Origin of the sequence: Streptomyces sp. 8L, assembly GCF_020176795.1 — a bacterium.
Classification (GTDB): Bacteria; Actinomycetota; Actinomycetes; order Streptomycetales; family Streptomycetaceae; genus Streptomyces.
On the sequence record NZ_JAIUKE010000971.1, the window covers coordinates 1 to 488 of the forward strand.

1 protein-coding gene is annotated in these 488 nt (G+C 71.9%); it reads right to left on the reverse strand.

Features of this window, described 5'->3' with window-relative positions; translation table 11 throughout:
* Positions 1–17 precede the first annotated feature (17 nt).
* Positions 18–488, reverse strand: a 471-nt coding sequence (locus tag LCE31_RS40150) for an ABC transporter ATP-binding protein (protein ID WP_225023263.1), incomplete at its 5' end; no start/stop codon positions are given.

Here is a 488-nt window from a genome sequence, read left to right on the forward strand (position 1 = left end):
GCCTTGGCCGCCGGGTGCTAGACCGCGCGGCCCCGGCCGTCGAACGCCTTCATGCGGTCCAGTACGCCGTCCGCCGTCGGCCCGTACATCTCGTCCACGACCCGGCCGTCCGCCAGGAAGACCACGCGGTCCGCGTACGACGCCGCCACCGGGTCGTGCGTGACCATCACGACCGTCTGGCCGAGCCGCCGCACCGAGTCGCGCAGGAACCCCAGCACCTCGGTGCCCGCGCGCGAGTCGAGGTTCCCGGTCGGTTCGTCGCCGAAGACGATGTCCGGACGGGACGCCAGCGCGCGGGCCACGGCCACGCGTTGCTGCTGGCCGCCGGAGAGCTGCGCCGGGCGGTGCTTCAGGCGGTCGCCGAGGCCCGTCATCGTGATGACCCGGTTCAGCCACTCCGGGTCGGGTTTGCGGCCCGCGATGTCCATGGGCAGGGTGATGTTCTCGATCGCGTTCAGCGTCGGCAGCAGGTTGAACGCCTGGAAGAT